The 26671-nt window shown below is 72.0% G+C and carries 23 protein-coding genes; 1 reads left to right on the forward strand and 22 read right to left on the reverse strand.

Annotation, left to right across the window (positions count from 1 at the left end):
- Positions 1-14: 14 nt before the first annotated feature.
- Genes AB0L74_RS20290 through AB0L74_RS20350 form a run of 13 tightly spaced genes read right to left on the reverse strand, consistent with a single transcriptional unit; the run spans position 15 to position 17586 of the window.
- Entirely contained in the window at positions 15-998 is a 984-nt protein-coding gene (locus AB0L74_RS20290; RefSeq protein WP_365653849.1) for a 3-oxoacyl-[acyl-carrier-protein] synthase III C-terminal domain-containing protein, read from the reverse strand.
- Complete coding sequence (locus tag AB0L74_RS20295; RefSeq protein WP_365653852.1) at positions 995-2068, reverse strand: MupA/Atu3671 family FMN-dependent luciferase-like monooxygenase; 1074 nt, start codon at positions 2066-2068, stop codon at positions 995-997. Before AB0L74_RS20295 ends, AB0L74_RS20290 begins: the two co-directional genes overlap by 4 nt.
- Before the next feature lie 9 nt (positions 2069-2077).
- On the reverse strand, positions 2078-3331 hold the full coding sequence (locus AB0L74_RS20300) for an MFS transporter (protein WP_365653855.1): 1254 nt from the start codon (positions 3329-3331) through the stop codon (positions 2078-2080).
- Positions 3332-3364: 33 nt separating this feature from the next.
- On the reverse strand, positions 3365-4924 hold the full coding sequence (locus tag AB0L74_RS20305; RefSeq protein ID WP_365653858.1) for an amino acid adenylation domain-containing protein: 1560 nt from the start codon (positions 4922-4924) through the stop codon (positions 3365-3367).
- Positions 4921-5991, reverse strand: a complete 1071-nt coding sequence (locus AB0L74_RS20310) for an HAD-IIIC family phosphatase (RefSeq protein WP_365653861.1) — start codon at positions 5989-5991, stop codon at positions 4921-4923. The genes AB0L74_RS20305 and AB0L74_RS20310 overlap by 4 nt, the downstream gene beginning before the upstream one ends.
- A complete protein-coding gene (locus AB0L74_RS20315; protein WP_365653864.1) occupies positions 5991-6977 on the reverse strand; it encodes a 3-oxoacyl-[acyl-carrier-protein] synthase III C-terminal domain-containing protein in 987 nt (328 codons plus the stop codon). Before AB0L74_RS20315 ends, AB0L74_RS20310 begins: the two co-directional genes overlap by 1 nt.
- Positions 6974-8071 (reverse strand): acyl-CoA dehydrogenase family protein, encoded by a 1098-nt coding sequence (locus tag AB0L74_RS20320; protein WP_365653867.1) that lies wholly within the window; start codon positions 8069-8071, stop codon positions 6974-6976. The genes AB0L74_RS20315 and AB0L74_RS20320 overlap by 4 nt, the downstream gene beginning before the upstream one ends.
- On the reverse strand, positions 8064-8327 hold the full coding sequence (locus AB0L74_RS20325) for a phosphopantetheine-binding protein (protein WP_365653870.1): 264 nt from the start codon (positions 8325-8327) through the stop codon (positions 8064-8066). Before AB0L74_RS20325 ends, AB0L74_RS20320 begins: the two co-directional genes overlap by 8 nt.
- 2 nt (positions 8328-8329) lie before the next feature.
- Positions 8330-9190, reverse strand: a complete 861-nt coding sequence (locus AB0L74_RS20330) for a 3-hydroxyacyl-CoA dehydrogenase family protein (RefSeq protein WP_365653873.1) — start codon at positions 9188-9190, stop codon at positions 8330-8332.
- Entirely contained in the window at positions 9187-12525 is a 3339-nt protein-coding gene (locus tag AB0L74_RS20335; RefSeq protein ID WP_365653876.1) for a thioester reductase domain-containing protein, read from the reverse strand. Before AB0L74_RS20335 ends, AB0L74_RS20330 begins: the two co-directional genes overlap by 4 nt.
- Positions 12522-12833 (reverse strand): acyl carrier protein, encoded by a 312-nt coding sequence (locus AB0L74_RS20340; protein WP_365653881.1) that lies wholly within the window; start codon positions 12831-12833, stop codon positions 12522-12524. The genes AB0L74_RS20335 and AB0L74_RS20340 overlap by 4 nt, the downstream gene beginning before the upstream one ends.
- Positions 12834-12856: 23 nt before the next feature.
- Positions 12857-15748, reverse strand: a complete 2892-nt coding sequence (locus AB0L74_RS20345; RefSeq protein ID WP_365653884.1) for a condensation domain-containing protein — start codon at positions 15746-15748, stop codon at positions 12857-12859.
- The gene (locus AB0L74_RS20350) at positions 15745-17586 is read right to left on the reverse strand and encodes a non-ribosomal peptide synthetase (protein ID WP_365653887.1); all 1842 of its coding nucleotides are present in this window, start codon (positions 17584-17586) and stop codon (positions 15745-15747) included. The genes AB0L74_RS20345 and AB0L74_RS20350 overlap by 4 nt, the downstream gene beginning before the upstream one ends.
- Positions 17587-17843: 257 nt before the next feature.
- On the opposite strand from AB0L74_RS20350, the gene AB0L74_RS20355 reads away from it, so the two are divergent.
- On the forward strand, positions 17844-18038 hold the full coding sequence (locus AB0L74_RS20355) for a hypothetical protein (RefSeq protein ID WP_365653889.1): 195 nt from the start codon (positions 17844-17846) through the stop codon (positions 18036-18038).
- Between the two features lie 59 nt (positions 18039-18097).
- Here the strand turns inward: AB0L74_RS20355 and AB0L74_RS20360 are convergent, their stop codons facing one another.
- From AB0L74_RS20360 to AB0L74_RS20400, 9 genes are all read right to left on the reverse strand, one after another.
- The gene (locus AB0L74_RS20360) at positions 18098-19222 is read right to left on the reverse strand and encodes an amidinotransferase (protein WP_365653892.1); all 1125 of its coding nucleotides are present in this window, start codon (positions 19220-19222) and stop codon (positions 18098-18100) included.
- A 306-nt stretch (positions 19223-19528) separates the two neighbouring features.
- On the reverse strand, positions 19529-20179 hold the full coding sequence (locus tag AB0L74_RS20365; protein ID WP_365653895.1) for a 3-oxoacid CoA-transferase subunit B: 651 nt from the start codon (positions 20177-20179) through the stop codon (positions 19529-19531).
- Positions 20179-20934, reverse strand: coding sequence for a CoA transferase subunit A (locus AB0L74_RS20370; RefSeq protein ID WP_365653898.1), 756 nt, complete (start codon positions 20932-20934; stop codon positions 20179-20181). The genes AB0L74_RS20365 and AB0L74_RS20370 overlap by 1 nt, the downstream gene beginning before the upstream one ends.
- A 14-nt stretch (positions 20935-20948) precedes the next feature.
- Positions 20949-21728, reverse strand: a complete 780-nt coding sequence (locus tag AB0L74_RS20375) for an SDR family NAD(P)-dependent oxidoreductase (RefSeq protein ID WP_365653901.1) — start codon at positions 21726-21728, stop codon at positions 20949-20951.
- Positions 21725-22480: an SDR family oxidoreductase gene (locus AB0L74_RS20380; RefSeq protein WP_365653904.1), complete on the reverse strand. Its 756-nt coding sequence runs from the start codon at positions 22478-22480 to the stop codon at positions 21725-21727. The genes AB0L74_RS20375 and AB0L74_RS20380 overlap by 4 nt, the downstream gene beginning before the upstream one ends.
- A complete protein-coding gene (locus tag AB0L74_RS20385) occupies positions 22477-23448 on the reverse strand; it encodes a fumarylacetoacetate hydrolase family protein (RefSeq protein ID WP_365653908.1) in 972 nt (323 codons plus the stop codon). Before AB0L74_RS20385 ends, AB0L74_RS20380 begins: the two co-directional genes overlap by 4 nt.
- A gap of 28 nt (positions 23449-23476) precedes the next feature.
- Complete coding sequence (locus AB0L74_RS20390; RefSeq protein WP_365653911.1) at positions 23477-24529, reverse strand: MBL fold metallo-hydrolase; 1053 nt, start codon at positions 24527-24529, stop codon at positions 23477-23479.
- Between the two features lie 157 nt (positions 24530-24686).
- Positions 24687-25619 (reverse strand): VOC family protein, encoded by a 933-nt coding sequence (locus AB0L74_RS20395; RefSeq protein ID WP_365653914.1) that lies wholly within the window; start codon positions 25617-25619, stop codon positions 24687-24689.
- 5 nt (positions 25620-25624) lie between these two features.
- The gene (locus tag AB0L74_RS20400; RefSeq protein WP_365653917.1) at positions 25625-26623 is read right to left on the reverse strand and encodes an amidohydrolase family protein; all 999 of its coding nucleotides are present in this window, start codon (positions 26621-26623) and stop codon (positions 25625-25627) included.
- Positions 26624-26671: the final 48 nt, after the last annotated feature.

Here is a 26671-nt window from a genome sequence, read left to right on the forward strand (position 1 = left end):
CGCTCCGTCTGCTGTCAGGCCGCTCGCGGCGCGGCTGGTTTCGGCTCGTACGCCACAGCCGTGACACCCCAGTTGAAACCCACTCCACTCGTGCAGAGCAGGATCAAATCACCCGCGTTCAGCCGGCCCTCGGCCTTCAGGTCGGCGAGGGCGATGAAGGTGTCCGCAGGCCCCTGATGCGCGTAGCGGTGGTAGTTGAAGACACTGCGTTCCCGCGCGATGCCGAGGTTGGCGAGCAGTTCCTCGTGCATCGTCCGGTCGGTCTGGTTGACGAGCAGTCGCGCCACGTCCTCCCGGCTTCGGCCGAGGGAATCGAGCGTCAGGTCCACCAGCTCGGCGAGGTTCTTCAGATAGGCCTCGCGCAGACCCGAGCGGCGTCCCCGCCGCCGCACCCGAGTGACGAAGTCCTCCCGGTCGGCGGAGTAGTAGTCAGCCCAGGAGGCGTCGGTCCGCTGCTGCGAGTGCAGGATTTCGAACTCGCCCCCCTGCCGCCCCACCAGCACCGCGGCTGCCGCGTCGGCGAAGTTGAACAGCGCCTTGGACTCGGGGTCCTCGTAGTCGACCAGTTGGCTGAGCCGGTCGCCGAGCAGGACGAGCACGTGCTCGCTGCGGGCCGACGCCGTCTCGTCGCAGGCCAGTTGCAGGGCGGGCGAGGCGGAGTTGCAGAAGTTGACCACTTCCATGCAGTGCGCCTCGCGGAGGCCCAGCACGTCGGCGGCCTTGGCGGCCGGCGACCAGAACGCGGGCTCCCACTCGCCCGAGCCGGCGTAGACGACCTTGCCGATCGTGGCCCGGTCGACCCCGGTCCGGTCCAGCACCGTGCGTGCCGCCTGGATGGCCAGGTCCCACGGCTGCTCGCCGGGGGCCAGAACGGGCCATTCCGGAGTGACGGTGATCCGCTGGATCTGGTCCGCCGGCAGACCCGAGGATCGGGACAAGTCCTCCACCCGGGCCCTGCCGCTCGGCAGCACGTAGGCGAAATCAACGATGCCGCTCACGGTCGTTCTCCCCTCGTCGTTCCGGTGGCGATCCGCTTCCTGACGTCCTCCAGCAGCTCCAGCCCCGCCAGCACCGCCTTGTGCGGCAGTCCGAAGTCGATCAGGCAGGCCACCTCGTCCACGCCCAGCGCGGCGAACTCGGCGGCGTTCCGCGCGGCCTTGTCCACGGTGCCCAGGAGGCCGCCGCTCTCGAAGTAGCGGTCGAACGCGCGACCGATGATGAACTCGGTGTCCGCCGGGGACAGCTTCTTCGGATCGACCATCCGCGCGCCGTCGTACCGGGCGCCCAGCAGCATCCGGAGCGAGCTTGCCAGGTAGTCCGACAGCGGCTTGCGGACCTGCTCCTTCACCTCCGCCTCGTCGTCGCCGAGGAAGGTGTGCACCATCAGCGCGACGTGCCCGTTCCAGCCGTCGTGGTCGGGCCGTTCGGCCAGCGCCTCGCGGTAGGCGGTGATCTTCACCGCCAGTTCCTCCGGCTCCTGGCCCAGCAGGTGGGTGAGCACGCCCGTACCGAGCCGCCCGGCGGCGCGGAAGGTCTCGACACTGCCCGCGCTGGTCACCCACACCGGCAGCTGCCGCTGCACCGGCTGCGGGTAGATGGCCACGTCCCGTTGCGTTCCGACTCCGTCCGTCAACGACATCGTCTCGCCGCGCCAGAGCGCCCGGACCTGCTCCACGTGCTCACGGACGAGCCTGTGGCGGTCCTCGTAATTGTCGGGGGCGAGCACGAAGTCGGCCGCGTTCCAGCCCGAGGCGAACGAGACCCCGGCGCGGCCCCCGGAGAAGTTGTCCACCACCGACCACTCCTCGGCGATCCGCAGCGGGTGGTGCAGCGGGGACACCACGCTGCCGGCCCGGATCTGGATCCGCTCGGTCACGGCCGCCACGGCCGCGCCTGTCACCGCCGGGTTGGGGTAGAGGCCGCCGAACGGGTGGAAGTGCCGTTCCGGAGTCCACACGGCCGAAAAGCCGTTTTGGTCGGCGAACCGGGCTCCGTCCAGCAGCAGTTGGTAGCGGTTCCCCTCGAACTCGCGGCTGTCGTTGGCGAAGTAGAACAGGCTGAAGTCCACAGTTGGCTCCTAGCTGGTTGTCTCGGGAACCGTCTGCTGCGGGGCGAACCGGTCCCTGGTTCCCTCGGCCCAGCGGACGGTGAGCGGAGCGGCCAGTCCCGCCAGGGCCAGCGGCACGGCCAGCAGCATCCACCCCGCCCAGGCGAAGTGCGTCAGCAGGTAGGTCGCCAGGGCCGGGGTCGCGACGGTGCCGAGCTGCACGGACATGGCGAACAACCCCTGGTACTGACCCTGGGCGTGCTCGGGGGCCAGCGAGAACGACACCGACCACTGCCCGGCGCCCTGAAGCATCTCGCCGATCGTGTGCGCCAGCACCCCGACGGCCAGCAACAGCAGAGCCAGCCACAGCGACCGCCCCTGCATCAACGCGAACAGCGCGCAGCAGGCCGCGAGCGCCAAGCCGGCGCGCCGCAACGCCAGGCCTCCGCCGGCCGCGCGCTCGCTGCCCCGGCTCACCCGGACCTGGAGCAGCACCACCATGGCGGTGTTGACGATCAGCGCCACCGAGTAGGTCCAGGCCGGGCTGGAGGTCTGCGTGGTGATCCAGATCGGCAGCGCGACGGTGAGGATGGTGATGTGCATGACCAGCACGGTGTTGAGCAGCGCCAGCAGCACATAGGGGCGGTCGCGCAGTACGGCCGTGCGCCGCTCCCCCTTCCGCGCCGTCGCCGGGACCGAGGGCACGGCGAAGTAGGCGGCCCCCGAGACCAGGAACAGCACTCCTCCGAGGACGAGCACGCTGAGGTAGACCGCCTTGGTGTCGAAGTAGAGCGCGACGCCGCCCGCCAAGGCTCCCGCGGCGATGCCGATGTTGGCCACCGACCGCATGTACGAGAACGTGCGGACCCGTTCGTCCGGCGGTATCAGCCCCGCGACCAGCGCACCCCGCGCCGCGTCGGTGGCGGTCTCGGCCATCAGCGCCAGGCTGACCGCCACGATCAACCCGACGAACCCGGTCACCAGCGCGTACCCGGCGGCGAACACGCCCAGCAGGAACAGGCAGATGATGGTGACAGGCCGAGGCCCGAACCGGTCGGCGAGGTGACCGGCCGGGATGCTGCCCAGCATCCCGACGGCCGCGCCGAGGCTGAGCGCCAGACCGACCTGATCGGCCGGGATGTCCACAGTCCGCGTGAAGTACAGGACGCTGACCGACATCAGGATCCCGTGGCCGGCGGTCTTGGCGAGGTTGCTCAGGCTGAGCAACCGCACGATGCCCGCCGGGGGGATGGTCTCGCGGAGGAACTCGGTGAGGATTGGCATGCGCGCTTGACTCTCCGTTCGGTCTGCTGCCCTTCAACGTGAGGCTGGGAGGGCACCTTCGCGCTCGGCCACCAGTTCCCGCACCCGGCCCCGATCGATTTTGCCGTTGGCGTTCAGCGGAAGCGCGTCCAGATGGTGAAGCCGCCGGGGGACCATGTGGACGGGCACGCGTTTGCGCAGCCAGCGCACCAGCGCGCCCCGTTCGAGCGGAGTGCCGGTGTAACAGCCGAACAGCCGGGTCTCGCCGGCGTCGCGGATCGCCACCACGACGGCCTGCCCGACCTCGGGGTGCTTGCGCAGCGCGGCCTCTATCTCGCCCAGCTCGATCCGGTAGCCGCGCACCTTGACCTGGTTGTCGGACCGGCCGAGATGCACGAGCGTGCCGTCCTCGTACCGGACGCGGTCACCGGTCCTGTAGTAGTGGCCGGGCGTCAGGTTCTCGACCTCCCAAACCGCGCGGCCCTGGTCGAAGCCGATGAAGCGCCCTTCGTTGTCGGACGGATCGAGATAGCCGTCGAACCGCTGCGAGCCCCGGACGAACAGCTCCCCCTCCTTGGCGGGCTTGCCCTCCTCGTCCAGCACCAGGAAGTCCAGGAAGCCGTAGACGTCGCCGATCGGGATGGTCCCGTTGGAGGTGACGGGCCAGGCGGCGGGGTCGTCGGGCAGTGTGTAGTCGGTGCACTGGATGGTGAGCTCGGTCGGCCCGTACACGTTGGTGAGCTTCGCCTGCGGGGCCACCGCGTGCCAGGCCGCCGCCTGCTCGGCTGTGAGCTGCTCGCCGATGAACACGCTGTGCCGCAGCGTGTTCGCGCCACCGGCCGGCAGGTTGCCCAGTTCGGCGGCGACCGACACCACCGACGGCACGGAGAACCAGTGCGTGAGGCTGTTGCGTGCCACGTAGTCGACCGGCGTGAGCATGTCCTGCCCGCCCGGCACCACCAGCGTGGCGCCCCCGGACCAGGTGACGAACAGGTCGTACACCGAAGGGTCGAAGGTCAGGTCGAAGGTGTGCGACATCCGGCAGCCGGGTCCGACCTCGAACCGGGCGACGTTGTGCCTCAGGAAGGGAGCCACGTTCCGGTGCCGGATCGGCACGCCCTTGGGGCGGCCGGTCGAGCCGGAGGTGAACAGGATGTAGGCGACGTCGTCCGGGGAGGCGGTGAACGGCGGCAGCTCGGCCTCGCCTCGAAGGCCCGCGATCTCCTCGTCGGTGAACCGCAGGATGGGCCCGGTGTCCTCGTCGGTGAGCTGCGCCGCTCCGGCGGTGTCGGCGATCAGCACGTCCGGCTTGGCGAGCGAGCGACTGCGGCGGTTGCGTTCGGCGGGATAGCCCGGGTTCAGCGGAACGACCGTCGCGCCCAGCCGCAGCGCGGCCAGATAGCCGGCGAAGGCGGTGACGCCCCGCGCGGCCAGCAGCGCTACACGGCGCGGCGGTTCGCCGGTGACCCGGAGCATGCGTTCGGCCACCGCGTGCGCGCAGTCCCGCAGCTCACGGTAGGTCAGCGTGATCCCGCCCGCCTCCACGGCGTGGTGGTCGGGGTACCGCTCCACGGAAGCGGCGAACCACTCGTACAGCGTCCCGTGCTCGGTCACGAGGCCTCCTGGAGTTCCGGAACGATCAGGCGCATGGTCGTGGGCGGTTCGGACACCTCGGGCTCGACGTGGAGCACCTGGATCCCGGGGGCCTCCCGGTCGCCGGAGAGCTCGCCCAGGCAGTCGCAGCTCTGGTCGGTCAGGCCGGCGAAGCGGTAGGCGACCTCCATCATCCGGTTGCGGTCGGTGCGCCGGAAATCTCCGGCCAGGTGCGCGCCCGCGAGCGCGGCCTGGCTCATGAGCCAGCGCAGCAGCACCGCGCCCGCGCCGAACGAGACGACCCGGCACGAGGTGGCCAGCAGCTTCAGGTGCCATACCGAGGGGTGCCGTTCGAGCAGGATGATGCCGATCGAGCCGTGCGATCCGAAGCGGTCCTTCATGCTCGCCACCAGCACGTCGTGTCCGGGGTCGGCGAGCAGACCGCGCAGCGTCTCGTCCGAGTAGTGCACGCCGGTGGCGTTCATCTGGCTGGTGCGCAGGGTCAGTTCCTCGACCCGCGCCAGGTCGTCCTCACTCGCGCGGCGGACGAGGAGTTCCAGGTCGAGGGTGCGCAGGAAGTCCTCGTCGGGCCCCTGGAACTCCTCCCGCGCGGCCTCGCGTTCGAAGCCGGACTGATAGATCAGCCGCCGCTGCTTCGACTCGTCGGTGACGGTCGCCGGTTTGAACTCCGGCAGGTCCGGCAGCTCCAGCACCTGGGCCGCGTCGTAGCAGCGCACCTCGGGCAGGTGGTGGGCGACCTCGGCGCGCTCCGTCGGCTGGTCGTCGACGAACGCCATCACCGCGTCGGCGAAGTTGAGCTTGTCGGCGATGCGGCGGATCGACTGCGACTTGGGGTGCCAGCCGATCTCCGGCAGGACGAAGTACTCGGTGAGGCCCAGTTCCCCGAGCCACTTCCAGGCCAGGTCGTGGTCGTTCTTGCTGGCGATCGACTGGAGGATGCCGCGTTCGTCCAACGCCACGATCACGTCCCGGACACGCGGGTCGAGCGTGACCCGGCCGTCCTCCAGAAGGGTTCCCTGCCAGAGCGTGTTGTCCAGATCCCAGACGAGACACTTGACGGTCTTCATCACACCTCCCACAGGGTCACCGCCCAGGCGGCGACCGGGCTGTTGTTGAGCACCATCACCAGATCGCCCTCGGTCAGCTCGCCGGTGGCCAGCAGCCGGTCGAAGTTGAGCACCACGTCCATGGCCCCGAGATGGCCCAGGGTGGCGAGCTGATCCCGGCAGACCTGGTGGATCGGCAGGTCGAGCAGGGTTTCGTAGAAGGTGAAGGCCCCGGCCGTGACGTTCTGCATCAGCGTGGTCGCCACGTCCGCCCGGGTGACGCCGGCGTCGGCCAGCGTCTCGTCCACCAGGCGCGCGATCCGCTGCCTGCTGTGCATGGCCAGCTCGAAGCGGTAGCGGTCGGGAGAGGCGCACTCCTCGCGCCACTCGTACCAGGGCACCTGCTTGTAGTCGACGCTGAACAGGTCGTGGAAGGACCCGTCGGTCTCCATCCGGTGCGCGCGCAGCACCGGGCGGCCACCGCGTACCAGCGTGGTGGCGTACGCCCCGTCGCCGATGATCGTCACTGGGTACCGGACCCGGTCGGCGCCCGTGGGGCGGCTGGCGTGCGCGATCGTCACGCTCCGCCGGGACGGGTCGGCCAGCAGCAGGTCGCGGCCGAGCGCCCAGGCGGCGCTGGACCCGACACAGCCGACGCCGTCCACGGTGAACGCGAACGCCGAGGTGAGGCCCGCTTCCTGCTGGACCCGGCAGGCGTCCGAGCCGAGCAGCACGTCGGGCGCGCGCGGCCCGACGAGCAGCAGAACGTCCGCGTCCGGGCCGCCCTCGCGCGTCACCTCCTCGTGCAGCTCGCGGGTGACTCGCGCGGCCAGCTCACCCGCGGTCAGGTCCTCGAACACGCCGACCGTCTCGATGCCGCTCGTGGTGACGAACTCGGCCTCCTCGTGGCCGAGCTCGTCGAACTCCGGCAGTTCCTTGACGGGCACCCGCCTGTCCGGCAGTGCGACGCGGGTGCGGCCCAGGCCGATGGCCGCGTCCGTACTCATGCCCACACCGCCACCGCGTGGCGCGCCAGCAGCAGCCGGCATATCTCACTGCTCCCCTCGATGATCTCCATGAGCTTGGCGTCCCGGTACACCCGGGCCACCGGCGTCCCGTCGCGGCTGCCCGCCGAGCCGAGCAGCTGCACCGCTGTGGCGGCGCCCCGGGCCGCGCTCTCGGCGGAGACCTGCTTGGCGACCACCGCGGCGGTGGGCAGTTCCGAGCTGCCCTCGTCCCAGCACCGGCTGGCGTGCTCGCAGCACCGCGTGGCGGCGTGCTCGGCCGTCAGCAGGTCGGCCAGGTGCCCGGCGACGAGCTGGTGCTCGGCCAGCGGGCTGCCGAATTGCTCGCGGCGCGCCGTGTGTCCCGTGGTCTCGGTCAGGCAGCAGCGCAGCATGCCCACGCACCCCCAGGCCACCGAGAGCCGCCCGTAGGTCAGGACCGAGGTGACGAGCCAGTCCAGCGGCAGCCCGGCACCGCTGAGCAGGTTCCGGCGGGGCAGCCGGACCGCGTCCAGCGTCACGTCGGAGTGTCCGGCCGCGCGGCAGCCGAGCGGATCGGGGACACGCCTGACCGCGACGCCGGACGCGTCGGTGGGGACCACCACCGCGGCCGCGCCGTCGCCGTACCGGCCGAAGACCACCAGCCGGTCGGCGTAAGCGGCCCCGGTGACCCAGACCTTGGAACCGGTGACGAGCACGTCGTCGCCGTCCACCTCGATCCGGGTCCGCATCGCCGACAGGTCGCTGCCCGCGCCGGACTCGCTGAAGGCGACCCCGGCGACCGAGCCCGACGTCAGTGCCGACAGGTGTTCCGCCTTCTGGCCGGTGTCGCCGAACCGCTGCACCGCCCAGGCGGCCATGCCCTGGGAGGTCATCAGGCTGCGCAGGGACGAGCAGCGGCTGCCGACGTGCGCGGTGAACTCGCCGTTCTCCAGGCTCGTCCAGCCGGCTCCGCCGAATTCGGTGGGCACCTGGGCGCACAGCAGGCCCTTGACGCCGAGTTCGCGGATCAGGTCCCGGGGCAGTTCGCCGCTCAGGTCCCAGGCTCCGGCCTGCTCGCCGATCAGCTCGTCCACCCAGTCGGACGCGTCAGTCACCGGTGATCCTGAGGACGAGCGCCGTCATGGTGTCCACCGTGCGGAAGGTGTCCAGCCTCAGCTCCTCGGGCGGCACGGTGACCTTGAAGGCGCCCTCGATGTGCGTCAGCAGCTCCATCGCGAACAGCGAGGAGACCAGCCCGGTGGCGAACAGGTCGAGATCGTGGGTGATCTCCTGCTTGGTGCGTGCCGCCAGGAACTCGGTCAGATTCGCGCGGATCGCCTCGTCGGTCAGCGGAGTGGTCGTGGTGTTCATGATCACCTTCCTGCGGTGGCGTGGTCGAAGAAGCCGCGGCCGGTCTTGCGGCCGAGGTCGCCCGCCTCGACCTTGGCCAGCAGCAGTTCGCTCGGGAGATATCCGGCATCGCCGGTCCGTTCGTGCAACACGCGCAGGGTGTCCACGACGTTGTCCAGACCGATCAGGTCGGCGGTCGCCAGCGGGCCGGTGGTGTGGCCGAGACAGCCCTGGAAGGCGGCGTCCACCGCCTCCGGCGTCGCGATCCCCTCGGCGACGATGCGGGACGCCTCGTTGATCGAGCGCTGCAAGATCCGGTTGATGACGAAGCCGGGGCCGTCACCGACCACCACTTGCGTGATGCCCAGCGCGTCCAGCAGCGCGCCCGCGGCGTCCATGGCGGCCTGACCGGTGCGCGGCCCCCGGATGACCTCGGCGGTGCTGATGAGGTACGGCGGGTTCATGAAGTGGACGCCCAGCAGCAGATCCGGCCGGGCCACCGCGTCGGCCTGCTCGTCGATCGGGATCGCCGAGGTGTTGGAGATGAGCACGGCCTCCGGCGTGGTCTGGTGCGCCTCGGCGAGCACCTTCGCCTTGGTCTCGGGAATCTCGGTCACCGCCTCCACGACCGCCGTGCAGTCGGCGATGCCGGACATCGAGGTGGTGGTCGTCAGGGTGCCGGGCACGGCCTCGCGGGACAGGGAGCCCATCATCTGGGCGAGCCGCCGCTGGGTCGGCACCGTCCGCTCGGCCGTGGCGAGCGCCTCGGCCGACACGTCCACGAGCACGACCGGGATGCCCCGGCCGGTCGCGAGCGTGGCGATCCCGGTGCCCATGCTGCCGGCGCCGATCACCGCGAGTCGGTGCTGCGTCGTGGTGGTCATCGCTCCTCCGTCTTCTCAACCAGCTCGGGCAACAGTTCGGCGATCTCGGGGAGCCGCCCGGCGAGGTAGCGCAGCCCCGCCAGCAGCTGCTCGCCGGTGACATTCGGGTCGACCTTGGCGCGACGCAGCCAGGGCCGCCAGTTGCGCGCCTGGACACCGTCCTCGTCGAGATGGAAGGCGTCCTCCTGCTCCCAGAGCGCGGTGGTGGACATGACCTGGTTGCCGCTCTTGATCGCCTCGTCGCCGACGAGCTTCTGCCAGTCGGCCAGCGGCATCGGGCGGGTCGGCCAGCCCACCTCGCCGAGCAGCTCGAACATCCTGGGCAGACTGATCGACTTCTCGTGCACCAGGTGGAAGGCCCGCCCCGCCGAGGCGGGCGACAGTGCCAGCTCGACCAGGCCGCGCGACAGCACGTTCACGGGCGAGACCGGAATGGCCTGGTCGTCCAGCGGGTGCGCGCCCACGGCCAGGCCACTGGCCAGCACGAACCAGATGAGGTCACGGTCGTTGCAGGCCCCGCTCTCCGAGGACGCCATGATCATGCCCGGCCGGAAGACCCTGCATCGCATGCCGTCCTCGTCCGCGCGCTCCAGCAGCCGCTCGCCCACCCACTTGCTGACGCCGTAGCCGCCGAGCATCGGGTTGAGCGGCTGTTCGCGGGTCTCCAGCAGCGTCGACGAGTTCTCGTCCGGCGGCGCGGCGGCGGCGAGCGTCGAGACGTAGCTGAAGTCGCGGATCCCCTTGGACCGAGCCCAGGCCAGCAGGTCCACCAGGGGCAGGACATTGCTGTCGCGCAGCACCCGGTAGGGCTCGGTGAACACGACCTGCGCGGCGCAGTGGATGATGTGCCCGATCCGCTTGGCCAGTTCGCCGTCCCGGTAGAGACGGCAGGCCACGCCGATGTCCTTCAGGTCGGCCGGCACCACGTGTACCCGGTCGGGGTCGGGCTCCGGGAGGCCGAACTTCTCGGCGTTGGCGCGCAGCCGCGCCATCCCGGCCGCCTCGTCCTCCGCTCGCACCACGCAGTAGACCCGTCCACTGGAGTGGCGCACCAGGTCGGCCAGCAGGAACGCGCCCAGGTATCCGGTCGCGCCGGTCAGCAACACGTCGGTGCCCGGTGCCTCCTCGGCCGCCAGTTCGCCGATGGGGAGCTGGAGGTCCTGGTCGACCAGGGCTCCGTCGCCGTCGGCGGCGTCCACACCGTCCGCCTCGATCCCGGACCCCTCCAGCAGGCCGCGGACGATGAGGGCGAGCTTGCGGATCGTCGCCCTGCTGCCGCCGGCCCGGTGCAGGTTGACCAGCACGCCGTACCGCTGCTGGACCTCCAGCGCCATCTGCACCGACATCAGCGAGCTGCCGCCCAGGGCGCCGAACTCGTCGTCGAGGGCGATGGACTCGACCCCGAAGAGCTCCTGCCATATCTCGGTCAGCTCGTGCTCCAGCGGGTCGGCCGCGCCGGAGCCGGGCGCGGTCTCCGCGGGAGCCGCGGGGGTGTCCGGGCGGAGGACGTCGATGCGGTCGAGCAGCCAGTGACGCTTGCGCGTGAACGGGTAGGTCGGCAGTTCCACGCGCCGTCCGGTGCCGCCGGAGAAGGCCGTCCAGTCGACCTCGACTCCGTTCAGCCACGCGGCGGTCAGTGCCTTCTCCACCGCGTCGTCGTCCGTGCCGTCCAGGGTGATCTCGTACGCTCCGGCGGCGGCGTCGGTGCGTCCGGGAAGCGCGGCCACCAGCGCCTCGGGGGCGTCGGCGGGCACCACGACGGCACGTCGCGGCTCGGCGCGCTGGGTGCGGGCGGCGGGCGGCCGGGGAAGGCGCAGCGCGGCGGCGAGCTTGTCCGCGGCGGCGGTGACGACGCGCCGCTCGGCGAAGTCCGCGCGCCCGACGCGCAGCGTGTGCGCGACGTCGGCCACCGGCAGGTCGCCGGTCTCCAGCGCGTCGGCGAGACGGCGGCACTGCTCGTCCAGCTCGGATCGGGTCCGCGCCGAGACGGTCAGCCGGACGACCGGCCGCTCGGGCGCCGGAGCCCGGGTGGGGGCCGGGGGCGCGCCCAGTACCACCGAGGCGTTGGTCCCGCCCACGCCCATGGAGTTGACCAGCACGTGCCGGTCGGGCCTGGTGGCCTCCCGGGCCTGCGTCGTCACGTAGAACGGGCTGTCCGCCATCACGTCGGGCGTGCGCGGCTTGTCGAACATCGGGTGCGGCGGCAGGACGCCCGTCCGTGCGATGTTGACGGCCTTGATGAATCCGGCGATCCCGGCCGCGGGGCCGCTGTGCCCGATGTTGGTCATGGTCGAGCCGAGCGCGCAGTACCCGGTCTCGCGGGTGAACGCCCGAAACGCGCGGCGCAGCGCGATCAGCTCGATCTCGTCGCCCACGGCCGTTCCCGTGCCGTGGCCCTCGGCGTAGACGAACGATTCGGCGGGAACGTCGGCCACCCGCAGCGCGGAGCCGACGACCTCCGACACCCCGACCGGGCTCGGCGCGACGTACCCGAGCCGATCGCCGCCGTCGTTGCCCACGGCGCTGCCGCGGACGACGGCCAGGACGGGGTCTCCGTCGGCCAGTGCGTCCGACAGTCTCCGCAGCGCCACGACGCCGACGCCGGAGCTGTAGATCGTGCCGGTGGAGGAGGCGTCGTAGGAGCGGCAGTACCCGTCCTCCGACAAGACCCCTCCCGGCACGTGCTGATATCCGAGGAACGGCTCGATGACGGTCGCCCCGCCCGCGAGGGCGATGTCGACCTCGCCGGACAGCAGGCTGAGCGTCGCGTAGTGCAGCGCGTACAGCGATGCCGAGCACCCGGTCTGAATGCTGACGGCGGGTCCGCGCAGGCCGAGCTTGTAGGCGGCGCGGGAGGTCAGGAAGTCCGGCTGACCGCCCACGGTCAGGTCGAGGTCGTCGATCGCCGCGCGCAGTCCCTGCCGCCGCGCCTTGGCGTTGAACACGGCGGCCGAGTAGTGCCCGGCGTAGCTGGCCGCGAACACTCCGGTCCGGGGGCCGCCGTCGTGCGGCGGGTGGCCGGCGGCCTCCAGCGCCTCCCAGGCGGCCTCCAGGAAGATCCGCTGCTGCGGATCGATGGTCTCGGCCTCCTTGGGCGTGTAGCCGAAGAAGTCGGCGGCCCAGTCGGTGACGCCGGGCAGGGTGGCGCCCATCTTCACGAAGCCGGGAGCGTTCAGGACACGGTCGGGCAGGGCGGCGTTCGCGAGCTGTTCCTCGGTCAGCTCGCGTATGGCGACCAGGCCCTGCTCGATGTTGCGCCAGAACTGCTGGGGTGTGCCGGCGTCGGGGTAGCGCAGCCCGACGCCGACCACCGCGATGTCGGTGGGACGGGTCATCGGCCCGCACCCCGCAGCCCGAGAAGGTCGGCCCGGCCCGGGCCCTGGGGAGCCACGTCGGCGGCGACGGGTTCGGCCTCACCGGCCAGCAACGCTGCCTGCGCGCGTACCGTGGAGTGCTGGAAGAGATCCGAGACGCGCAGATCGCGGTCGGTCTGCTCGGACAGTTCCTCCCAGAGCATGATCAGCAGCAGTGAGGTGCCCCCGGCCTCCAAGAAATTCGTGTCGAGCGGGACGCTCGTCGGGTCGTCGGCGCCGAGGACCAAGGCCCAAGCGTCGCGCACGCGATCGAGGAGTTGATCGTCCACTGGTGTCTCCTTGCTGGGTGCCGTCAGGGCTGGGAATCGGGATGGTCGGAAAGGTCCGCCGCCGCGGCGACCATGGCGTCCAGCAGGGCGCGCGCCGTGCGCTCGTCGAACAGCGCGGTCGCGTACGCCAGTTCCAGCTCCAGGTCGTCGCCGCGTTCGATGGCGGTCAGTTCGAGCTCGTACTTGATGAACAGGGGGTCGGGCGCCAGGTGGCGGGTGAAGGGCGCGGGCAGGTCCGGCTCCTTCGCGGAGGTCACGTAGAGCGGGGTAAGCGGCGGGCGGCCGAGGTCCCGGGTCGGGTGAAGGGTTTCGACCACCGCGTCATAGGGCGCTGTCGCGTCCCGGTAGGCCGCCTTGGCATCGTCGCGCACCCGGGTCAGCAGCTCGCGCCAGGTGGGCTCGCCGGTCAGGTCCACCCTCAGGACCAGGGTGTTGACGAACATGCCCACGGCGTCGGCCGCACCGGTCGAGTCGCGCCCGGACCAGGGAAAGGCGAGCAGGAAGTCGCGCCCGCTGCCGCCGCGCGCGAGGGCCGCGCCCATGAGCGTGGCCGCGATCACGAACGTGCTGCACCCCAGCTCGCCCACGGCGACCTGGCGCAGCCGCCGGAGGCGTTCCTCCCCGATCAGCGCGCTGACGGTGGCCGCCCGAGTGGACTGGAGTTCGCCCCGGGGACGATCGTGTGGCAGCGGTGGGTCGAGCGGAGCGCCCCGCAGGCGTTCCACGACGGCCTCGACGCGGTGGGCGTCGACCGGCTCGGCGACCGCCGCCGGGTGGACGGGCTCGGCGAGGTCGCCGTCCTGCCGGTAGACGGTCGCGATCTGGTCGAGGAGGACCTGCGCCGACCAGCCGTCCACGACGATGTGGTGCGGGACCAGGGCCAGCAGCGTCCGGTCGTCCAGGCACACGATGTCGGCGCGTACCGGAGCCTCCTTGGCCAGATCGAACGGCGTGGCGCAGATCTCGGCGAGGTGCTCGCGCGGATCGGCCGGTGACTCGGTGACGGTCGTGACGGCGGGCGGGCCGTCCGTCCGGTAGTGGACCCGGCGTTCCTTCCGGTCGAGGGTGAACCGCGACCGAAGCGCCGGATGCCGTGCGAGGACCGTGTCCACTGCGCGCCGCAGTGCCTCGCGGTCGATCCCGTCGGCCAGCTCGACCACGGTGGGCGAGAGATAGGCCGGACGCAGCCACGGCATCCGGTCCAGCAGCCAGAAGCGCTGCTGCGCGGAGGTCGCGGGGCGCGGCCCGTCATCGATCACGGCCGCCGGCGTGTCGCGCCTGGCCTCCGCCGCCGCAAGCGCCTCCGCCAGTCCCGCCACCGTGGGGTCGGTGAGGAAGACCCGGGGCGACAGCTCGACGCCGTACCGCCGCTCAGCCTCCGCGAGCATGCTGACCGCCAGCAGCGAGTGCCCGCCGAGGACGAAGAAGTCGGCGTCGGCGGTCAGCTCGTCCGCCGTCCCCACCACGCCGTAGCGGCCGCCGTCGCTCAGCACGGCGGCGAACAGCTCCGCCGCCCGCCTCTGCTCCTTGGTGAGCGGAGCGCTCTCCCTCTTGCGGGGAGCCGGACCCGAGGTGGCCCGCTGGACGGCAGCGGGCTCGCCCAGGAACTCCTTCAGCGGACGGTCCGGGTCGCCGACGGCAGCCGTGAGCAATTCCACCAGAGTGTTCCCGAGGCGGTCGCAGGCATCGTCGGAGTAACGGTCGGTGTCGTACTCGATGGTGACGGTCAGGTCGTCCCCGACCTCGTTGATGATCACCATCAGGTCGAACTTGGCCGTGCCGGTGGCCAGTTCGGACGGCGGCGCCCAGCGGGCGTGCCCGGTGGGCGGGGCCTGGTGCACGAAGCCGACGTTGACCAGCGCCGACCGGCCGGTGCCGCGGGCCGCGTTCACCGCGGTGGTGAGCTGGTCGAAGGGGAGCTTCTGGTGACTGAGGGAACCGAACGCCTCGGTCCGCGCCTTGCGGCACAGCTCGGCGAACGACCAGCCGGGATCCACCGCGCAGCGCAGGGGGACGGTGTTGGCGAAGAACCCGACGACCCGTTCCAGCATCGGGTGGTTCCGGTTGGCGGTCACCGCGCCCACCAGGAACTCGCGCAGCCCCGACCAGCGGTACAGCGTGGCTTGGACGGCGGCGAACCACAGCACGAACGGCGTCGCCCGCAGCGACAAGGACAGCTGCCCCACCCGGGCCGACACCTCGGGGGGGACCGGGAAGTGCCGCTGCCGCCCCGGACGGCGTCCCTCGTCGGCGGCCGGGCTCCGGGTGCATCCGTCGAGGACGAGTTCGCCGGAGACGTCCAGCAGTTGGCCGACGCGCTTGTGGAGCGCGCGCTGGATGTCGGGCGTCCGGGCCAGGGCGCGGTCCCAGACGGCGAAGTCCGCGTACTGTACGGGCAACTCGTCGGCCGACGGCCGCTTGCCTCCCAGCGCCGCGTCGTAGGCGACGGCGAGGTCGTCGAGGAGCGGACCGAGGGACCAGCCGTCCACAGCGATGTGGTGCACCACCAGCAGGAGGGCGTCACCGTCGGGCGACCCGCGCCAGACGACGCAACGCAGTACCGTGCCCTTGGCCAGGTCGAGCGGCTCGCTCCCGCGCCGCGCGGCCTCCTCCCGCACCCCTGCCATGGACTCCGCGTCGATGATCTCGATCGGCGGTGTCTGCGGATCACGGACGATCTGGAGCAGCTGCCCGTCGCGCAGCTCGTAGGCCGTCCGCAGCGCTTCGTGCCGTTCGACGACGAACGCCAGCGCCGATTCCAGCGCCGCCACGTCGATGCGCTCCCGCCAGGCCAGGAACACGGGCACGTTGTAGGTGGCGCTGCCTCCGGAGGTCTCCTCGATCAGCCACAGTCGTTCCTGACCGGCCGAGGCGGGGGCGACCCGCTCCCCGCGCCGGCGCAGTTCGGCGCTCATGCGGTCACCGCTCCCAGCTGTCGGACGTGCTCGGCCAGTTCGGCGAGGGAGTCGAGCAGCAGCACCGTGCCCGGCTCCACCGGCACGCCGTATCTCTGGTCGATCCGGGAGACGAGCTGCATGGCCCGCACCGAGTCACCCCCCAGCTCCAGGAAGTTGTCGCCGGCTCCGACCTCGTCGGTGCCCAGCACCTCGCGCCAGAGCTCGGCCAGTTCGTCCAGCAGCGTGTCGTCGCCGCCCGGCTCGCCGGCCCGCGCGAGGGCGGGGTGGGCATCGGGGGCGGCATCGGCGTCCAGCAGCCGCAGCAGCGCGGCGCGGTCGACCTTGCCGGTCGAGCCCACCGGAAGCCGCTCCACCACGACCCACCGGGCCGGGATCATGTAGGACGGCAGGCGGTCGGCCAGCGCCTCGCCCATGGCCTTGAGCAGGTCGTCCGGCTCGGCCGGCCCCGTGGTGGACGGCAGAGCGAAGCCGACCAGCATCGCCGACGGCCCCTCACCCACCTTTTCCACGAAGGCGGCGCTCACGAGACCGGTGGCCGCTGCCGCGCGCTCGATCTCGGGCAGCTCGACCCGGAAGCCGCGCAGCTTCACCTGCCGGTCGGCACGTCCCAGGTACTCGATCGTGCCGTCCGGCAGCACGCGGCACAGGTCGCCGGACCGGTAGTGCGTCTCGCCGGTGGCGCCGTCGATGACGAAGCGTTCGGCCGTCAGTTCCGGGCGGCCGAGGTACCCGAGGGCGACGCCGGGTCCGCCGATGACCAGCTCGCCGACGTCGCCACGCGGCACCTCGGTCAGGTCCTCGGCGACGACTTTCAGCGTCGTCTCCTGGATCGGGCGCCCGATGGGCACCCGGTCACGGCCCGCCAGGCTGTCGAGCGTGCAATCGAAGTAGGAAGCGAACGTCGTGGCCTCGGTCGGGCCGTAGGCATTGACCAGGCGCCCGGGCGCGGCCGCCGCCAGGACGTCGCGCACTATGCCCAGCTCCAGCTGTTCGCCCGCCGTGATCAGGGTGCGCAGTTCGCCGAACGCCTCCGGCCGTTCCCGCCCGACGGTGTGGAACAGCGAGGTGGTGAGGAACATCGTGTCGATGCCCTCCGACCGCACCATCCGTGCCCACGCCTCGAGTGACAGGTCGGTGACCACCGAAGGCAGCACGACGAGTGTGGCGCCCGCGGTGAGGGTGTTCCAGACCTCGAAGGTCGTGACGTCGAACGCGGGGTTACAGGTGTTGGCGACCTGGTCGCCAGGCCCGATGGCGCAGAAAACCGGTTCGCGCACCAGCCGGATCACACCCCGGTGCGGCACGATCACCCCCTTCGGCCGGCCCGTCGATCCGGAGGTGTAGGTGATGTAGGCGGGCGCCTCCGCATCGGAGGCGACCGGATCTGTGACGACCCCGCCCGGCGAGGCCGACGTGGGCACCGGGACGACGCGAGGGCCGTCCGGCAGGTTCGCCCAGGGCTCGCGGCGCGAGTCGGGGCCGTAGGTGACGACCAGCTTGGCGCCGACTTCCTCGATGATCCCCCTAAGGCGGGCCTGCGGGGCCATCGCGTCGAGCGGCACGTAGGCCGCGCCCGCGCGGAGTACTCCGAGGAACGCCGGAACGAGCTCCAGCGATCTGTCCACCGCGACCGGAACGGCGTCCCCTGGGCCTACTCCGGCGGCGATGAGATCGTCGGCCAACTTGCCCGACACGCCCCACAGTTCTCGATAGGACAGCGATTCGCCGGTGGCTGGAACGCGTACCGCGCAACTCTCCGGACGGCGCTTCACCCATTCGGCAACAAGATCCTGGACCCGCCCGACCGCCATCATGACCTGCTCACTCCCCGCCATGTCGGGATAGGGGCACAACGCACCTATCGGCCATCGCACGCGAACCAGCCCGAGGGAACCATCGGGCAGCACTCAAGAACGATGCATGCGACGCACAGGCAGGGGCCAGAGCCGGAGGCTGCATGTTTGTGCATAACCGCGCATGTCGAGGTGCCGCGCCTCACTCACAGTCATCGACTGATCACGCGAGGTCGCGAACGTGGGGGGTCTGAAGGATCTTCGACTCCGTTTGGCTGAAAACGTCTCAGTGCCCCGGCATGCCCGCCCCCCGGGGCGCCGGCTTCGTCGCCGTCCTGCGGCAACTCGTGCGACGAGACGGTCCCGGTAGCTCACCCGAAGCGGAGTCGGGGCGGGGGCTGGTCCTGGTGGCGGGCTGCGCCGGGCGCTGGGGCTGCGAGGTGCGGGACACCTGCACGAAGACGGTGTGGGCCGAGATCGCGTGCCCGCCGTGAGCGGCTCCGCCCGCCAGGACGCCGAACCTGGGTCCGTGGCCGGGCATCCGTGGCCCCCCTCAGTCGAAGTACGACTCCAGCACCCCCCGCCGCCGCACATCCAGCGTCGCGCAGTGGAAGGAGCCGCCGAACGGGGCGTAGTGGAGCAGGTCGCACGGGATGGGTTCGAAGCCCCACTTCTCCAGGGCGCGCAGCATGCCGGTGTGGTGCCGTTCGGCGATCACCCGTTTCTCGTCGACCATGAGGACGTTCATGCTGAGCCACTTGCCGCACAGGGACGTGACCTTGAGCAGGTGCTGGTCGATGGGGTCGGGTTCGGGGGCGATCAGGACGTCCCACGAGCGCAGGACGTCGGGCAGGTGGTCGACGTCGACGTACTCGGGGTTGACCAGCACCTTGCCGGGGGCGAGCAGGACGAAGGTCGTGTCGATGTGCATGGGGGTGCGGCAGCGGCTCGGGATCTCGTGGACGCGGTAGCCGGGGCCCAGGTGGCGGCGCAGCCAGTCGATGCCCATCCGGTTGGTGACGTTGCTGCGGGTGACGAACAGGTCGCGTCCGGCGCGGACGAAGTCGGCCGCGTCGAACACCGGCTCGAACTCGGTGAGGATGTACCGCATGGGCTCGCCGGGCCCGGGGACGCGGAAGCCCGGTTCGAAGAGTTCGTCGGTGAGCTGCGGTTTCGGGGCGGAGGTCCAGCGTGCTCCGCGCCGGAAGTAGTCCTTGAGGATCGTGCGGTAGGAGTGGGTCTCGAAGTACCGGCACGGCCAGGCCATCGGGGTCTCGATGATCTCGTCGCCGATCACCAGCATGCTGTCGCGGGGACAGGTGTTGCAGAACCCGCGCGATGTCCAGTCGGGGGTGCCGAAACGTTTCCTGTGGTCGACCGGGTCCGGGCGGGTGACGGTGACACCGAGGGACCGCAGCAGGGCGACGAACGCGTCGAGTTCCCGCTGGGCCCGCTCCACCAGGGCGCGCGGATACCTGAAGCCGGCGGCGAGTCCCTGGAGCCGGGCCGCCCAGGGCGGGATGTTGCACGCCACCACCGGGTGGCTGGAGGGGATCGTCGCGCCGTCGAGGCGCCCGACGATGATCTCCTCCAGCGGGTCCCACTCGTTGTGCGAGTTCACCGGCGAGGCGTGGGGTTCCGCCGCGCTGCCGGGGGCCGTGGTCGAGGGGGCCGTCATCGCGCGTGGGCCAGGGCCCGTGCCGGGGCGGTGCCGTTCCGGCACGCCGTCGCCGTCGCCGTCGCCGTCCGAGCCGCCGTCGCCGTCCGGAGGCCGGTCTCCCGCGTCACCACCATGCTCATCCGCTTTCGATCGCCGTTTCGACCACGTGTCGCACTCGGTACGTTTCTCACCGTGGCGCGGTGGCGTCGCCCGCGTCAACCGGGCGACCGGCAGTCGGGCGTACGCCGCCGCCGGCGGCCCGTTCCCCGGGGCCGCGAGGACGCGGGAGGGGGCCGGACCGCCGGAGGACCGGCCGGGCCGGTCTCAGCAGGCGGCTGTGAGGCCGTCCAGGAGCAGCGGGGCGCCGGTGCGGGCCGTGATGTCCTCGGCGGTGACGTCCGGCGCGGTCTCGACGAGGGCGAGGCCGCCGGGGGTGACGTCGAGGACGCCCAGGTCGGTGATGACGCGGTGGACGCACCGTTCGCCGGTGAGGGGCAGGGCGCACTCGTCGACGATCTTGGGGCTGCCGTCCTTGGCGGTGTGTTCCGTCAGGACGATGACGCGGCGGGCCCCGTGGACGAGGTCCATCGCGCCGCCCATGCCCTTGACCATCTTGCCGGGGATCATCCAGTTGGCCAGGTCGCCGCGGGCGGAGACCTGCATGGCGCCGAGGACGGCGGTGTCGATGTGGCCGCCGCGGATCATGCCGAAGGAGAGGGCGGAGTCGAAGAAGGACGCCCCGGGCAGGACGGTCACGGTCTCCTTGCCCGCGTTGATCAGGTCGGGGTCGACCTCGTCCTCGGCGGGGTAGGGGCCGGTGCCGAGGATGCCGTTCTCGGAGTGCAGGACGACGTGCACCCCGGGCGGCAGGTGGCCGGGGATGAGGGTGGGCAGGCCGATGCCCAGGTTGACGTAGGAGCCGTCGGCGAGTTCGGCGGCGGCGCGGGCGGCCATCTGGTCGCGGGTCCAGGCCATCAGGAACGTACCGTCCTCTTCTCGATCTGCTTGTCGGCGGCCTCGGCCGGGGAGAGCTCCACGACGCGCTGCACGTAGATGCCGGGCAGGTGCACCTCGTCGGGGCGCAGCTCGCCCGGCTCGACCAGCTCCTCCACCTCGGCGACGGTGATCCGCCCGGCCATGGCCGCGAGGGGGTTGAAGTTGGCGGCGGCCCGCCGGAACACCAGGTTGCCGTGGCGGTCGCCGCGCCAGGCCCTCACCAGGGCGTAGTCGGTGGTGATGCCGTGCTCCAGGACGTGCGGGCGGCCCGCGAAGTCGCGGGTCTCCTTGGGCGGGGAGGCGACGGCGACCGTTCCGTCGGCCGCGTACCGCCAGGGCAGGCCGCCTTGCGCCACCTGGGTGCCGACGCCCGCCGGGGTGTAGAAGGCGGGGATGCCCGCGCCGCCCGCGCGCAGGCGTTCGGCGAGGGTGCCCTGCGGGACGAGCTCCACCTCCAGTTCGCCGGTCAGGTACTGGCGGGCGAACTCCTTGTTCTCGCCGACGTACGAGCCGGTCACGCGGGCGATGCGGCCCGCGGCCAGCAGGATGCCCAGGCCCCGGCCGTCGACGCCGCAGTTGTTGGAGACGACCTCCAGGCCGCCCGCGCCCTGGTCGTGCAGGGCGCGGATGAGGACGTCGGGTACCCCGCTGAGGCCGAAGCCGCCGACGGCGAGCGAGGCGCCGTCGGGGATGTCGGCGACCGCTTCGGCCGCGCTGGGGCGGACCTTGTTCACGTGCGGTTGTCCTTTCAGGTGGTGGCGCCGGGCAGGACGGCGGACCAGCCGCCGTCGACGACGAGGTGGGCGCCGGTGATGTACGCGGCCTCGTCCGAGGCGAGGAAGACGGCCGCGTTGACCACGTCGTCGGGCCGGCCGACCCGGCCGAGGGGGATGTGGCGGGCGATGGAGCGCATGGGGTGGTCGTCGGCGAGCAGATCCCCGCGGGAGCCCTCGGTGTCGATCATTCCGGGGCTGACGCAGTTGGCGCGGACGCCGTACGGGGCGCCCTCGGCGGCCAGTTGGCGGGTGAGCGCGATCACCGCGCCCTTGGACGCGGTGTGCGCGGTGCGCCGGTTGGTGAGCGAGCCGGTCAGTCCGGCCGTCGAGCCGACGGTGAGGACGCAGCCGCGGCTGCGCACCAGGTGCGGCCAGGCCGCCCGGACGGTGAGCCACACCGAGTCCAGCTCGGCGCGCAGGGTGAAGGAGAAGTCCTCGTACGACTGGTCGGTGATCGCCCCGAAACGGACGGCGCCCGCGTTGGCGTACACGATGTCGATGCCGCCGAACGCGTCGGCGGCCTCCTCCACCCAGGCCCGTACCGACTCCTCGTCGGTGACGTCCAGGGGGCCGGGGGTCAGGGCGGTGCCGCCCTCGCGGGCGATGAGCCGCTGGGTCTCCACGGCCTCCTCGTGCCGCAGGTCGCCGCCGACGACGAGGGCGCCCTCGGCGGCGAACCGCAGGGCGGCGGCCCGGCCCTGGCCGCGGGCGGTGCCCGAGATCAGCGCGACCTTCCCTTCGAGGCGTTTCATGACGCCGCTCCCTCCCGCAGGGCGTCGGAGACGGACTTGACGCCGCCGTGCGCCGTGAGGCCGCCGTCCACGGGGATCTCCGCGCCGGTGATGAAGGAGGACTCCCCGGACAGCAGGAAGACGACCAGCGGGGCGACCTCACCGGCCGTCCCGGTGCGGCCCAGCGGTGTCTCGCGGACGTTGGCCTCGCGGAACGCCGGCGCGGCGGAGGCGGTCATCTCGGTCTCGATGTAGCCGGGGTGGATCGTGTTGACGCGGATGCCGCGCGGGCCCAGCTCCAGGGCGGCCGTCTTCGACAGGCCCCGCAGCGCCCACTTGCTGGTGGTGTAGGCGACCGGGTAGTGGGCGGTGAGGGCGGCCGAGGAGCCGACGTTCACGATGGAGGAGCCGGGCGGCATGAGGGGCGCGAGGTGCTGGATGCCGAGCAGGGGGCCGGTGACGTTGACCGCGTGGACCCGGGCCATGTCCTCGGGGCGTACGTCGCCGACGCGGGCCCGCCAGGTGACGCCCGCGTTGTTGACCAGACCGTGCACCCGCCCGTACGACTCCTTCAGCTCGGCGGCGAGCGCGGCCCACTCCCGCTCGCTGGTGACGTCGAGCCGACGGCAGCCGGGCGCCTCGGTCACGTCGGTGGCGATCACGCGGGCGCCCTCGCGGGTGAGCGCCTCCGCTTCCGCGGCGCCCTGGCCGCGGGCCGCGCCGGTGACGACGACGACCTTGCCCAGCAGCCTCTTGGGGTGCAGACCGGTCACGGCCGCTCCCGGCTGCGGCGCCGTCCGGCCGGCAGCGGCACCGGCGCGGCGCCGGGGACGACGGTGCTGGTGAGGGTGCCGATGCCCTCGACGGTGAGGCTGACGGTGTCGCCGGGCGCCAGCGGCGGCGGGGTTCGCTCGCCGCGCAGGCCCCACAGCTCGGCGAGGCAGCCGCCGTTGCCGCAGGTGCCCGAGCCGAGGACGTCGCCCGGCACGACGCGGGTGCCGCGCGAGGCGTAGGCGGTCATCTCCTCGAAGGTCCAGCTCATGTTGGACAGCAGGTCCTCGCCGACCACCTCGCCGTTGACCCGTGCGGTCAGGGCGAGGCGCAGGAAGCCGTCGGCGTCGCGGTGGGGCTCCAGCTCGTCGGCGGTGACGAAGTACGGGCCGAGGGTGGTGGCGGTGTCCTTGCCCTTGCAGGGGCCGAGGCCCACCTTCATCTCCGCCGACTGAAGGTCGCGGGCGGACCAGTCGTTGAAGACGGTGTAGCCGGCGATGTGGTCGCGGGCCTGCTCGGGGGTGAGATCGCGGCCCTCGCGGCCGATGACGGCGGCGACTTCCAGTTCGAAGTCGAGCACCGCCGAGCCGGGCGGCACCGGGATGCCGTCTCCGGGGCCGTAGATCGCGTGCGGGTTGGTGAAGTAGAAGGTGGGCGCCGCGTACCACTGCTCGGGCACGCCGGAGACGCCGTCCACCGACCGCCGTACGCCCTCGACGTGCTCCTCGAAGGTGACGAAGTCCCGGACGGACGCGGGCTCCAGCGGGGGCAGCAGCCGCACCTGGGAGACGTGCGGGCCGGGCGGCACGTCGAGGGCCGCCGCGCCGGCGGCGAGCAGTCCGGGCAGGCCGTCGGCCCGCGCGAGCAGGTCGGTGAGGGAGGTGACGCCGGGCAGCGGATAGAGCGTGCCGTCCTCTTCCACGACGGCCACCCGGGGGCGGTGGCGGTGCTCGTACGTGGCGAATCGCATGGTGCGGCTCCTGAAGGAGTGGGAGGGGTCAGTCGAGGGGGATGCGCATGAGGTCGTGGCCCACGGTGACGCGGCCCCGGTAGCCGGCGGCCCGGGCGGAGGCGCGGGCGGCGGCGGCCCACTCGCGGTCCGGGAGCTGTGCGGGGTCGGCCGGGGCCAGGTGGCTGAGGACCACTCGGCGGGCCCGCGCGGCGGCGGCGATGGGGCCGATCTCACCGACTTCGGTGTGGACCTCGCGCATGTGCCCGACGAGGGCGGCGGGCATGCCCTGCCGCTCGAACCACGCGGTGTCGACGGCCTCGTGGATCAGCAGGTCGCAGTCCCGGGCCAGCGCGATCAGGTCGTCGCTGCGGCTGGTGTCCCCGGAGAAGACGACGGAGCCGTCCTCGGTGTCGAAGCGGTAGGCGTACGACGGCGACATGTTCCCGTGCGGGACCCTGGTCGCCGTCACCTTCAGCGCGGGTGTGTCGAGGACGGTCTCCACCGTGCCGAAGGGCGCGGACACTTCGCTCACCTCCAGCATCGACACCGGGTCGATGCCGAAGCCCTCGGCGACGAAGGCGTTGGTGGAGGCGGCGAACGCGGCGTTGGCGCGGCGGGTGGTCTCGATGGTGCCCGGTGAGGGGTGCTCGGGGGAGACGGGGCCGGAGGTGACGGTGTCACCCGGACCCGGGCCCCACACGCGCACGGTGCCGCCGAAGCCGGGCTGCGGGGGCATCACCCCGGCGCACAGCAGCGGGAAGTCGAAGTAGTCGACGATGTGGTCGGCGTGCAGATGGGTGAGGAAGATGCCCTTGAGCGACGGCATGGACAGCCCGGCCTTGAGGTACTGGGTGACGGCGCCCCGGCCGCAGTCCACCAGATAGGTGTCCTCGCCGACGGTGACGGCGGAGGCGATGCCCATGCGCCCGCCGTACGGCGGGGGGCCGCCCGCCGTGCCCAGCAGGTGGACCACGGTGCGGCTCCGGGACCGGCCTCCGGTCTCCGCCGCACCGGCCTGCGGGGTGACCGCCAGCGCGGTCGCGGCGGCGCCGCCGGCCAGCAGGCCGCGACGGGTGAGGCGGGGCGTGGGTGTGCTCATCGGGCGGTTCCTTCGATCGTCGTTGATGCGGGAGCCGTGCGAGGGGGCGGGCGGAGGGCCGCCGGTGGGGGGCCGCCGGTGGGGGGCCGGGGACGCGGCGGCGCGGCGTCAGGGCGTTGGCCTGTGCCGCCGCGTCCCCGGAGCGGAGGGCGGCCGCTCAGACCGGCGGGGCGACGAACACGCCGCGGTCGGGGTCGTTGAACGACTCCTTGGCGACCAGCTCGTTCATCGGGTTGGCGGTGCCCCACTGGTCGGTGACCTCGGGCTGGGAGAAGTCGTAGACGTGGGGGTGCCAGGTGTCCTCGTCGAGCAGTTCCAGCTCGGTGGTGTACTCGACGGTGTTGCCGTGCGGGTCGAGGAAGTACGTGAAGGTGTTGTCGCCCGCCATGTGCCGGCCCGGGCCCCAGATCTTCTTGTAGCCGGCCCGGATGACGCGGCCGGAGCCGCGCATGTACTCGTCGATGCCGCGCATCTCGAAGGAGATGTGGTGCAGCGAGGTGTGCGGGCCCTTGGCCAGCGCCATGGAGTGGTGCTGGTTGCTGATCCGCATGAAGTGCATGACCTCGCCCATGTGCGGGGAGCTCAGCGTGTCGGAGAGCCGGAAGCCGAGGTGGCGCTCGTACCACTCCCGGGTGCGGTTCAGGTCGGGGGAGTTGAGGACGACGTGGCTCAGCTTGACCGGGATCGACTCCTTCTCCTCGATCTTGCGGTGCTGCCGCACCTCCACGTCCGCCGAGACCTCGATGGTGCGGCCGTCGACGTCGAAGAAGCGGAACCCGTAACCGCCGCCGGGGGTGTCGACCGTGCCGGGCTGGGAGATCAGCTGGACGCCGCCGGCCAGGAGCCGCTCGGCGAGCGTGTCCACGTCGGCCGCGCTGGCGGCCCCGTAGGAGACGAGGTCGAGGCGCTTCTCCTCGGCCTTGCGCAGCCGCACGACGTACTGCTCCGGGGAGCCCTCGGCGGCCAGGAAGGAGATGCCGGAGTCCTCGGCGACCTTGGTCAGGCCCCAGACGCCGGAGTAGAAGTCGAGCTGCTTGTCGTAGTCGGGCACGGCGAGGTCGACGTGCCGCAGATGGGTGAGCAGACGCATGGGAATCACTCCAGGGAGAGCAGGGCCGCGGCGTTGCGGCCGCGTACGGCGTCGAAGTCGGCGTCGGGCAGACGCGCGGCGCGCAGCGCGCCGACCGGGTCCTCGGTGCCCATGTCGAAGGGGAAGTCGGAGCCGAGCAGCACCCGGTCGGCACCGGCGACGCGGACCAGTTCCCGCAGGACGTGCGGGTCGTGGACGAGGGAGTCGAAGTACAGCCGCTTCAGGTAGCTGCTGGGCAGATGGGCGCAGCCGGCGCCCGCGTCGGACCGGGCCGACCAGGCGTGGTCGGAGCGGCCGATGTGGGTGGGCAGATAGCCGCCGCCGTGCGCGGCGATCAGCTTCAGGCCCGGGTGGCGGTCCAGCACGCCGGAGAAGATCAGGTGCGACAGCGCGACGGCGTTCTCGGTGGGCTGGCCGACGGTATTGGACAGGTACCACCGGTCGAGCCGCTCGTCCAGGGTGCACCCGAAGGGGTGCAGGAAGACGATGGCGCCGGTCTCCTCGGCCCGTGACCACAGCGGCTCGTAGGCCGGGTCGGACAGTTCCCGTCCGGGGGCGTGGCTGGAGATCTCCACGCCGGACAGGCCCTGCTCCAGGGCGTGTTCGAGGGCCCGCACCGCCAGCTTTGGGTGCTGGAGCGGGACCAGGCCCAGGCCGCGCAGCCGGTCCGGGGCGGCCGCACAGTGCGCCGCGGTGGCCTCGTTGGCCAGCCGGTACACCTTGTCGGCGGTCTCCTCGTCCGTCCAGTAGTGGTAGTGCGAGGGCGAGGGGCTCACCAGCTGCACGTCCACGCCCTGGGCGTCCATCGCGGCCAGCCGCACGGCAGGGTCGGTCAGTTTCGGGATGCGCTCGCCCACCATGGGGCCGCTCACGGCGAGGGCCGCGGGGCCGTTGCGGCGGGCGTCGAGCTCGCGGGCCTCGGCGTGGCCGGGCAGTCCGGCCACGAGCGCGTCGATCCCGGGCAGCAGGACGTGGGCGTGCACGTCGATCGTGGGCGCGGTCACGGCAGCTCCCTCAGCATCGTCATGGTGCGGCCCATCAGGCCGGGGACG

Origin of the sequence: Streptomyces sp. NPDC052020 (genome assembly GCF_040680575.1) — a bacterium.
Classification (GTDB): Bacteria; Actinomycetota; Actinomycetes; order Streptomycetales; family Streptomycetaceae; genus Streptomyces.

Bases quoted from the DNA above. Each gene is read 5' to 3' on its own strand.
- AB0L74_RS20390 (WP_365653911.1), bottom strand. From the start codon at position 24,529: ATGAGCACACCCACGCCCCGCCTCACCCGTCGCGGCCTGCTGGCCGGC.
- AB0L74_RS20310 (WP_365653861.1), bottom strand. From the start codon at position 5,991: ATGAAGACCGTCAAGTGTCTCGTCTGGGATCTGGACAACACGCTCTGG.
- AB0L74_RS20300 (WP_365653855.1), bottom strand. From the start codon at position 3,331: ATGCCAATCCTCACCGAGTTCCTCCGCGAGACCATCCCCCCGGCGGGC.
- AB0L74_RS20385 (WP_365653908.1), bottom strand. From the start codon at position 23,448: ATGCGATTCGCCACGTACGAGCACCGCCACCGCCCCCGGGTGGCCGTC.
- AB0L74_RS20350 (WP_365653887.1), bottom strand. From the start codon at position 17,586: ATGGCGGGGAGTGAGCAGGTCATGATGGCGGTCGGGCGGGTCCAGGAT.
- AB0L74_RS20315 (WP_365653864.1), bottom strand. From the start codon at position 6,977: ATGAGTACGGACGCGGCCATCGGCCTGGGCCGCACCCGCGTCGCACTG.
- AB0L74_RS20360 (WP_365653892.1), bottom strand. From the start codon at position 19,222: ATGACGGCCCCCTCGACCACGGCCCCCGGCAGCGCGGCGGAACCCCAC.
- AB0L74_RS20345 (WP_365653884.1), bottom strand. From the start codon at position 15,748: ATGAGCGCCGAACTGCGCCGGCGCGGGGAGCGGGTCGCCCCCGCCTCG.
- AB0L74_RS20375 (WP_365653901.1), bottom strand. From the start codon at position 21,728: ATGAAACGCCTCGAAGGGAAGGTCGCGCTGATCTCGGGCACCGCCCGC.
- AB0L74_RS20330 (WP_365653873.1), bottom strand. From the start codon at position 9,190: ATGACCACCACGACGCAGCACCGACTCGCGGTGATCGGCGCCGGCAGC.
- AB0L74_RS20325 (WP_365653870.1), bottom strand. From the start codon at position 8,327: ATGAACACCACGACCACTCCGCTGACCGACGAGGCGATCCGCGCGAAT.
- AB0L74_RS20365 (WP_365653895.1), bottom strand. From the start codon at position 20,179: ATGGCCTGGACCCGCGACCAGATGGCCGCCCGCGCCGCCGCCGAACTC.
- AB0L74_RS20335 (WP_365653876.1), bottom strand. From the start codon at position 12,525: ATGACCCGTCCCACCGACATCGCGGTGGTCGGCGTCGGGCTGCGCTAC.
- AB0L74_RS20395 (WP_365653914.1), bottom strand. From the start codon at position 25,619: ATGCGTCTGCTCACCCATCTGCGGCACGTCGACCTCGCCGTGCCCGAC.
- AB0L74_RS20355 (WP_365653889.1), top strand. From the start codon at position 17,844: ATGCCCGCCCCCCGGGGCGCCGGCTTCGTCGCCGTCCTGCGGCAACTC.